Genomic DNA, 9142 nt, shown 5'->3' with positions numbered 1-9142 from the left:
ACACATGGGCCGGGTCCGGCGGTCGCCGAGTAATGTGCGGGTGTGGGGATCACGCTCAACCTCCAGCGCGCCCAACCGGCCGACGTGCACGTCGGCCGGTCACCGCTGGCCGAGCTCATGTCGGCGCTGCACATCATGGCCGAGCCCGACCACCACCCCGAGGCCCAGCGCTGGACGCGGCGGCTCGGGACGGCGCTCGCCCCCTCCCTCGCCCATGAGATGAGCGCCCTGTCCCCGCTGTGGGCCCGGCTCCGCTGCCGGCTGCTGTTCCCGCTGGAGCTCCCGCTGGACCAGCCCTTCGAGGACGAGCTGCGCCATCTGGAGAAGCTGCCGCTCGAGGAGTTCGTGGGCCTGTGCTCCCAGGGGGTGCTCGGCTTCCGCGAGGCCGTGCCCCCGGCCAGCAGCCTGCTCACCGACCCCGAGGCCGCCGAGCGCTATGTGGAGCAGTGCGAGCGGCGGTCCTTCCGGCGGGGCGAGCTGGCCCATGACCTGGTGGCCTCGCCCGAGGGGCTGCGCGACCGGCTCCTGTCCTTCCTGGACTCCTGCGCCGAGGCGTTCTTCGCCTCGGAGTGGCGCACGGTCCGCGACCGGCTGGAGTCGGCCGCCGCCCGGGTCCGTGCCGACATCCGGCGGCGCGGTCTGGCCGAGGTGCTGGCCGGGCTCAGCCCCACCGCGGTGGTCTCCCGGGGCGGCTCGCGGGTGCGCTACGACAAGCTGGCGGTCGCCGAGATCGAGATCGGCCCGCGCCCGCTGTTCCTGCTCCCCTCCGTCCATGTCTGGCCGCATCTGACAGTCAAGGACGAGGAGTGCCACCCCGTGGTGCTCCAGTTCGCCGCCCGGGAGGGCGACACGGCCGATCAGCTGACCCAGGCCGAGCTGCGGGCCCGGATGTCCGCGCTGGCGTCCCTGGGCCGGATGGAGTTGTGCCGCCATCTGCTGGGCGAGCCCATCACCACCTCCGAGCTGGCCCAGCGGCTGGGGCTCGCCGATACGCAGGTCTCGCGCACCCTGCGCCAGCTCAGGGACGCCGGGCTCATCGAGTCCGAGCGCGAGGGCAAGTACGTCTACCACCGGCTGGCCACCAGCACCCTGCTCCGGCTGGGGCAGGACGTGCTGGCGACCATCATGCGGTGACGGCCGTACGCCGACCGCCCGTCAGCCCGGCCGGGTCCACAGCAGCACCGCCGAGGGGTGGTCCGCGTCCATGTGGACGCGGTTGGTGGCCACCACCTTGCGGCGGCTCACCGCCTCCGGCACCCCCGTGTTGGAGTTGACGTCGAACCGGGGGAAGTCGCTCGATGAGATGTCCACCCGCAGCCGGTGCCCGGCCTCGAAGCGGTTGGCCGTGTCCGGCGCCGGGATCTCGATCTCGTAGACCTCGCCCGGCTCCAGCGGCTCCGGGCGCTCGAAGGACTTGTGGAAGCGGCAGCGGAAGATGCCCTCGGTGAGGTTCATCGCGAAGCCGTGCGGATAGTCCTCGTTCGGCGGATGCACATCGACCAGCTTCACCGTGAAGTCGGTGTCCGGCGCGGACGAGGAGATGAACAGCCGCGCCGTGACCGGCCCGGCCACCACGAGCGGCTCCTCCAGCGGCGGGGTGGCCAGCGAGATCACATCGGGCCGGGAGTTCAGCGGCAGATACGGCGGGCGGGCACCGTAGAACCGCTCGTCCGGCACCTGGTCGAAGGCGCCGCCGACCATCACCGGCTCGCCCGAGGTGACCTGGCCGCCGAGCGTGGGCACCGGGTCGTTCGGGTCGAAGTCGTACTCCACCCAGGCACGTGTCGCCGTGGGCCGCTCCCGGCTCAGCTCGCCCGAGGCGTGGCAGTGGAACGCGGTCTCCCGGGTCCCGGCCGGGGGCCACTGGGTGTCGGTGTGCCACCGGCCGCCGTGCCGCATCCGCCCGGCCTCGTCCCGCCGGCCGTCCCCGCCGCCCATCAGGAAGTACTGGACCCGCGGGATCGACTCCGGATCGCCGCCCCCCAGCACCGCGTCGAACCACCGCTGCCGGAAGGACAGATACGAGGTGTCCACGTTGCCGCTGAGGGTCGCGGCGGGCCCGAAGTCCACATCGCCGGCGAAGGTGACACAGCGCAGCCCGTGTTTCCACGGCCCCATCACCAGATACGCCGGGGACCGCTTGAGCCGGCCCATGGCGGTGAAGTTCTCGATGGTGGAGCGGACATACGGGTCGTACCAGCTCGACATGTGCAGCGTCGGCACATCGGGGAAGCGGTCGTAGTGGCCGCGCCCGTAGATGGCCGGCTGGCGCCAGTACGCCCCGAAGGCGTCATGCCGCCACTGGTCCAGCAGATAGCGCTCGTAACTGTCCACCTGGCGCAGCGGTGAGACACCGGTCCGCCACGGCAGCACGGTGAACCAGTCGCGCAGATCCGTCCCCGCGAACGCCTTGCGCACCAGCGGGTCCCGCTCCGCCTCCGGGCTCTCCTCACCGTGCCGGAAGGCCCAGGTGATCTGCTTGAGCTCGAAGGCGCCGCCCATCCGCATCCCGGCCTCGTAGGCGCTGGCGAAGCCGCCGGAGTCCATGAACATCGCGGACAGCCCGGCGGGGGACTCGGCCGCGGCGGCCGTCTGGGCGTGGGCCGAGTAGGACACGCCCATCATGGCCACCCGGCCGTCGCACCAGGGCTGGGCGGCGATCCAGTCGATGGTGTCCGCCCCGTCCGGCCCCTCGCCGAGGTACTTCACGAAGGTGCCCTCGGAGTCCCCGCGGCCCCGGCAGTCCTGCCGCACCACGTGATACCCGGCGCGGACGAAGAACGCCGAGGTCTCCTCGGGCGTGGGCACCGGCTCGTCGTGGCGGCTGCGGTCGGAGTCGCGCATCTGCCGGCGGCCGTACGGGGTCCGCTCCAGGATGACCGGGCGGGGCCCGGGCCGCTCCCGGTCGGTGAAGAGATCGGCGGCCAGGACGATCCCGTCCCGCATCGGAACGCGCAGGGTGCGTCGCCACACCCGCTCGTCCAGCGGGCGGGCGGGCTCCTCCCGGGCCGCCCGCCCTCTGTCGCCGGTCGTTTCGGTCTGACTGGTTCGTGCCATGGAAGATCTCACTGGGTCTGGGATTGCTTGGAGCCGTTGAGGGCGATCTGGTCCCGGGTGACGGTGGACAGCGGCAGCCCCCACTGACCGAAGAGCTTGGCGTAGGTGCCCGATTCGTACAGCTTCCGCAGCCCCTTGACGATCACGGGCGCGAGCCCGGCGTCCTTCTTGGCCTGGATGCCGTAGATGGCCGTCGCCGCGGGCAGGTCCAGCATGTCCTTCAGCTCGAGCGTCTCGAAGCGGTCGTGCGAGTTCTGGCTCACCGAGGTGTTGGAGGCGCTGGGCGCGGCCACCGCCTCCACGCGCTTGCTCTGGAGCGCCAGCGAGGCGGCGGGCAGATCGGTGTAGAGCTTCACGTCCACCGACGGCTTGCCCTTCGCGGCACACCGCTTGTTCTGCGCCGCGAGCACGTTCTGCGTTCCCGCGCCCTTCTCGACGCCGACCTTGTGGCCGCAGACCTCGAGGCCGTTCTTGGGGCGGAACGAGCCGTCCTTGACCACCAACATCGTCACACTGCTCTGCGCGAAGTCGGCGAAGTCCACCTCCTTCTGGCGCTCGGTGAAATCACCGGAGGGCGCGCTGAGGTCGATCCGGCCGGACTTCAGCCCCGGGATGACCGCGTCGAAGTTGGTCCGCTCCACCTTGATCTTTATGTCGAGCAACGAGGAGAGCTGCGCGGCCAGTTCGGGGACCAGCCCGGTGATCTTCCCGTCGGACTCGAAGGTGACATACGGCGCGTACTCGCTGATGCCCATGATCAGCGTCTTCTTGGTGTAGGCCTGGGGCACCTCGGCGGCCAGCGCGCGGTCCTTGGGCTCGGGGGCGAGCGTGACCGCCGGACGGCTCTTGTTGTCCTTGCCGTCCTCGGGGGTGTCGTCCACCGAACAGGCCGACAGGCCGAGCGTCAGACAGGCCAGCAGGGCGCATGCGGCGACATGGGGACGGTTGCGCATGGGTGCTCCATTCCGGGAGGTGGGGGGTGGCGGATGCGGAAGTACGGGACCGGTCAGCGGCCCCAGACGGTCTCGGCGACGCGCCGTACGTTGCCTCCGGCCAGCTTGGCCACGTCCGCTTCGGAGTAGCCGCGGTCGAACAGCCACCGGATCATGTTGCCGACGGCCTCCGCGGGGCTCTCACATCCCCGTACGTACTCGACCTCCTCATGCGGCGGCAGTTCGGGGGCCTTGCCGTCGTGCGCGTCGTCCTTGCCGAAGAGCGGGGCGAACGTCCGGTGCCAGGCCGTGTGATCGCCGAAGTTGGTGTCCGGGCCGAAGGCCACGTGGTCGATGCCGACCAGATCGATACAGCGCTCGATGTGCTCCATCACCGAGTCCAGATCGTGCCGGGGGTGCCGGGCGGTGACGGTCGTGTGCGGCGCCGCCTCGACGCCGATGAACCCGCCGGACCCGGCGCAGGCCCGGATCACATCGTCGGGCTTCATCCGCGGGGTCGGCCACAGCGCCCGGGAACCGGCATGGGTGATCACCACGGGGGCGGTGGAGCGGCGCACGGCGTCCAGCGCCGTCGCGTCCCCGCTGTGCGAGACATCGACGATGATTCCGAGGTCGTTCATCCGGCGCAGCGCCCGGCGGCCGAGCAGGGTCAGACCGGTGTCCCCGGCGTCGGCGAGCCCCGAACCCAGCTGGTTGCTCTCGCTGTAGACCAGGCCGAGCAGCCGTACGCCCAGGCCGTAGAGCAGATCGAGCCGGTCGATGTCATTGCCGATGGGGGAGGCGGACTCCAGCGTCAGCACCACCCCCACCTGGTGGCCGGCCCGCGCCCGGTCGGCGTCCTCGAGGGTGCGGACGGGCGCCACCAGCCGCTGATGGGCGAGATCCGCCTGGCGCATGGCCAGATCGCTGACCGCGTCGTCCCAGTCCCAGGGGGCATGGGAGCGGATCATGCTCACCGCGGCCGGGCCCCCGTCGAAGAACAGGTCCACCCCCGAGTGGGCGATGCCCTCGTAGGGGATCGACTCCCGGCCCTGGCGGCGGTACGCGGCGAAGTCGCCCGGATCGGCGGGGCGCAGCGAGAGATGGTCATGGGCGGAGATCACCAGATGGCGCTCCTCGAAGTCCCGCGCGCGGGCCTCGACGTCCTCGCTCCACGTCAGCGCGGCCCCGGGGACCCGTCCGAGCGCGGGGGCCAGCTCGAAGGCGTGGTAGTCCTCCCCGGCCGCCAGGTACTGGTACGAGCGGTAGGAGTCCCACAGCTTCAGACGCCGGGCGGTCTTGGCGGGCAGGGGGAGTTCGGTGCTCATGGGCTGACCTTCGACAGGAACATGCGGGTGCGGTCGTGTGAGGGAGCGCGCAGCAGCGCGTCCGGGGTGCCCTCCTCGACGATCCGGCCGTCGTCCATGAAGACGATCCGGTCGGCCACATCGGCGGCGAAGCGCATCTCATGGGTGACGACGACCAGTGTCATGCCGTCGCGGGCCAGGTCCTTGATGACGCTGAGGACCTCCTGCACCATCTCGGGGTCCAGGGCGGAGGTCGGCTCGTCGAAGAGCATCATCTTGGGGCGCATCGCCAGGGCGCGGGCGATGGCCACCCGCTGCTGCTGGCCGCCGGAGAGCTTGTCCGGATAGCTGTCCAGCTTGTGGGCGAGCCCCACCCGGGTCATCAGCTCCACGGCCCGTGCGTCGGCCGCGGCCTTGGAGAGCCCGAGCACCCGGCGCGGGGCCTCCACGATGTTCTCGCGGGCGGTGAGGTGCGGGAACAGATTGAAGCTCTGGAACACCATGCCCATCGCCGAGCGCTGGGCGGCGAGCTCCCGGGCGCCGAGGTCATGCAGGGTGCGCCCGCGGAGCTGATATCCGATCACGCTGCCGTCGACCACCACCACGCCCTGGTCGGGCACTTCGAGGTGGTTGACGCAGCGCAGCAGTGTGCTCTTTCCGGATCCGGAGGGACCGATCAGGCAGACCGTCTCACCTCGGTGGATATCCAGGGAGATGCCGTGCAGTACCTCGGTGCCGCGGAACGACTTGCGGATCCCGCGCAGGGAGACGATGGCCTGCGATTCCATTTGCGATGCCGCGGTCATACCGAGTGCTCGATCCTCTTCACTCTCCCGGCCTTGTCGGCCGAAATCAGGGTGTGTCGTCCCAGTCGTCGCTCCAGGCGCTGCTGAAGAAGAGTAATGGCGCCAGTGATGATCATGTACCAAATGGCGGCCACGATCAACAGTGGGACGGTCTGGAAGTTCTTGGCGTAAATCAACTGGACCGAGTACAGGAGGTCGGCCAGGGTGATCACGCTGACCAGGGAGGTGGCCTTGAGGAGAGATATCAGCTCATTTCCCATCGGAGGGACGATCACCCGCAGCGCCTGGGGGAGGGTGATGCGGAAGAAGATCTGAGTCGGCGTCAACCCCAGCGCGGACGCCGCCTGACGCTGTCCATCAGGCACGGCCAACAGCCCGGACCGGATCAACTCCGCGATGTACGCGGTCTCGTGGAGGGTCAGACCGATGATCGCGGCGGTCAGCGGGCCGATGACGCTGTTCGAATCGAAGGTGACGAAACGCGGCCCCCAGGGAATGCCGAGGGACAGTGTCGGAAAGAGGGCCGCGAGGTTGTACCAGAAAAGCAGCTGCACCAGCATGGGAATGCTGCGGAAAACCCAGATGAAGGCGGCCGCGACCGTGGACATGAGCCGGGAGTCGCCCATGCGCATCAACGCGACCATGGTGCCGCACACCAAAGAGAGCGCCATTGTTGCCGCAGTCATTCCAATACTGACCCCGATGCCCTTCAGCACCCGGATCTCGAAGAAGTATTTGCCGACGGTTTCCCACTCGAAACGAGGGTTGGTGAATATCGTGGTCACCGCCATCGCGGCCAGTACCAGCACGATCGCATTGGCCACCAGAAGTCCGGGACGCCGTCGCTTCGCGCGTTTGAGCAGAGACGGCTCGGGTAGTGCGTCGACATTCAGGACTTTGGTCATGGCGTGCCTTCGGACGGTGGGGTCGCGGCAGAATTACCGCATCCTAAAACCGCCCCCACGGGCGCCCGGCAACAGTTGACACAGAACGGTCAACCGTAAACGGGGGGAATGCGTCCGTCCGCCCGGAGCGGCCGGGCGGACGGACGGACACGCGTTGGCGGAGGGCGCTCCGCCGGGCCTACAGGCCCTTTTCGAACGGAAGCGGGCCGATGGTCTCCGGGTCGGCCGAGACATCGAACAGCGGGGTGTAGCCGGTGGCCAGATACAGCCCGCGCGCCTCCGGCTGGCGGGGCCCCGTGGTGAGGTAGATCCGGCGGTAGCCGCGCTCGGCGGCCGACCGCTCCAGCTCCGCCACCACCCGGCGGGCCAGCCCGCGCCGCCGGTGGCCCGAGTGCGTCCAGATCCGCTTGAGCTCCGCCGTCCGCTCGTCGTACCGCCGGTACGCGCCCCCGGCGACCGGCTCACCGCACTCCAGCAGCAGAAGCAGCTCCCCGTGCGGCGCGGCGAACTCCTCGGCCGGATAGCGGTTCAGCTCACCGTCGGCCACCCTGCCGTATCGGGTGGAGTACTCATGCGCCAGCTCGCGCAGCAGCGGCTCGACCCGCGGGTCGTCCACGGTCACCCGGACCACCGTCAGCTCGGGCTGGGGATCGGCCACGGAGGTCATCAGCGCACCGCCGCGAGGGTCTGCGGGCCCCGGGCCGCGCGCTCGGCGTCCCGCTTGGCGACCTCTTCGCGGACGATCGGGATGACATGGCGGCCGAAGTCGATCGCGTCGCCCAGCAGGTCGTAGCCGCGCGCGGAGAGGATGTCCACGCCCAGGTCGTAGTAGTCCAGCAGCGCCTGCGCCACCGTCTCAGGCGTGCCCACCAGGGCGTTGGAGTTGCCCGCGCCACCGGTGGCGGCGGCGGTCGGGGTCCACAGCGCCCGGTCGTAGCGCTCACCCGCCTCGGCGATGGAGATCAGCCGCTGTGAACCCGTGTTTTCCGGGGTGCCCCTGCGGTGGTGGCGCACGGTCGTCGCCTCGCCCCGCTCCTTACGGGCGCGGATGGCGTCCACCGTGCGGTGCGCCTTCTCCCAGGCCAGCTCCTCGGTCGGGGCGATGATCGGCCGGAACGCCACCTGGATCCTCGGCACATCGCTCCGCCCGGCCGCCGCGGCGGCCGCCTTCACCGCCGCGATCTGCTCGGCGGTCCGCTCCAGCGGCTCGCCCCACAGGCAGTAGATGTCGGCCTCGGACCCGCCGGCCGCGTAGGCCGCGGGGGAGGAGCCGCCGAAGGAGACACCGGGGCGCGGCTGCTGGACCGGGAAGACATCGCTGACGAAGTCCTGGAAGCGGTAGTGCTCGCCCTCGTGGTCGAAGGGCTCATGGGTGGTCCAGATCTTCTTGACGATCTGTATGTACTCACGGGTGCGCGCGTAGCGCTCGTCCTTGGTGAGGGTGTCGCCCTCACGCCGCTGCTCATGGTCGCTGCCGCCGGTGATGAAGTGCACCGTCAGCCGGCCGTCGCTGATCTGGTCGAGCGTGGCGAACGTCTTCGCGGCGTACGTCGGATAGGAGACGTTGGGCCTGTGGGCCAGCAGGATCCGGAGCCGGTCCAGCCTGGCGGCGATGTACGCGGCGGCGGGCGCGGGATCGGGCGAGCCGGAGCCGTAGGCGAACAGCACCCGGTCCCAGCCGTGGTCCTCATGGGCCCGGGCGAGCCGCAGGGTGTACTCCTTGTCGAAGGCCGCGCCGGAGCGCGGCCCGGTCTCGGAGCCGTCGTTGGTGGCGGCGATGCCGAGGAACTCCACGGGCATGGGGTGACCTTTCGGAGGGCGAAGAAGCCGAGGAAGGTGAGAAAGCGGGAAGCGCCACGGACCCGGAAAGCGGCGTTGGGCTACCGGGGGTGATGGCGCGTCAGGCGCGGGAAGCGACGGGCGAGGGGCCCGGGATCAGAGGAGGGCGGCCGGTCGTACGGCCCGCTGCCGGGTCAGCCGGAACAGGAGGCGGACCACACCCGACCGAAGTCGATGTGGTCGCGGGTGACCAGGGGCAGCTCAGTCCTCACTCGCATCATTCAGCACCTCGGGGGCCCGTTCCGTCAACCGCTGTCCACATGATGGCCCGTATGCGCCCTGTCACGACAAAGCCG

General features: G+C 70.1%; 8 protein-coding genes. 1 reads left to right on the top strand and 7 read right to left on the bottom strand.

The annotated features are described in order from the left end of the window. Positions 1-42: 42 nt before the first annotated feature. Positions 43-1134: a helix-turn-helix domain-containing protein gene (locus GWI24_RS09820; RefSeq protein WP_210945503.1), complete on the top strand. Its 1092-nt coding sequence runs from the start codon at positions 43-45 to the stop codon at positions 1132-1134. Between the two features lie 21 nt (positions 1135-1155). Here the strand turns inward: GWI24_RS09820 and GWI24_RS09815 are convergent, their stop codons facing one another. The 7 genes from GWI24_RS09815 to GWI24_RS09785 form a co-directional block, all read right to left on the bottom strand. Beyond that, positions 1156-3057, bottom strand: coding sequence for a CocE/NonD family hydrolase (locus GWI24_RS09815; RefSeq protein ID WP_210945502.1), 1902 nt, complete (start codon positions 3055-3057; stop codon positions 1156-1158). A gap of 8 nt (positions 3058-3065) precedes the next feature. After that, positions 3066-4010, bottom strand: coding sequence for a transporter substrate-binding domain-containing protein (locus GWI24_RS09810; protein WP_210945501.1), 945 nt, complete (start codon positions 4008-4010; stop codon positions 3066-3068). 53 nt (positions 4011-4063) lie between these two features. Next, entirely contained in the window at positions 4064-5317 is a 1254-nt protein-coding gene (locus GWI24_RS09805) for a dipeptidase (RefSeq protein ID WP_210945500.1), read from the bottom strand. Then, on the bottom strand, positions 5314-6084 hold the full coding sequence (locus GWI24_RS09800) for an amino acid ABC transporter ATP-binding protein (protein ID WP_210945499.1): 771 nt from the start codon (positions 6082-6084) through the stop codon (positions 5314-5316). Before GWI24_RS09800 ends, GWI24_RS09805 begins: the two co-directional genes overlap by 4 nt. A gap of 14 nt (positions 6085-6098) precedes the next feature. Then, positions 6099-7007, bottom strand: a complete 909-nt coding sequence (locus GWI24_RS09795) for an amino acid ABC transporter permease (RefSeq protein ID WP_210945498.1) — start codon at positions 7005-7007, stop codon at positions 6099-6101. Between the two features lie 178 nt (positions 7008-7185). Continuing rightward, positions 7186-7674 carry a GNAT family N-acetyltransferase gene (locus GWI24_RS09790; RefSeq protein ID WP_210945497.1) on the bottom strand — a complete coding sequence of 163 codons (489 nt, stop codon included), beginning with the start codon at positions 7672-7674 and terminating at the stop codon, positions 7186-7188. Then, complete coding sequence (locus GWI24_RS09785; RefSeq protein ID WP_210945496.1) at positions 7674-8807, bottom strand: LLM class flavin-dependent oxidoreductase; 1134 nt, start codon at positions 8805-8807, stop codon at positions 7674-7676. Before GWI24_RS09785 ends, GWI24_RS09790 begins: the two co-directional genes overlap by 1 nt. Positions 8808-9142: the final 335 nt, after the last annotated feature.

The organism is Streptomyces sp. MK37H (assembly GCF_018035285.1).
GTDB classification, from domain to species: domain Bacteria; phylum Actinomycetota; class Actinomycetes; order Streptomycetales; family Streptomycetaceae; genus Streptomyces; species Streptomyces endocoffeicus.
The sequence above is the reverse complement of the archived record's forward strand: the minus strand, read 5'-3'. Positions and strand labels throughout refer to the sequence as shown.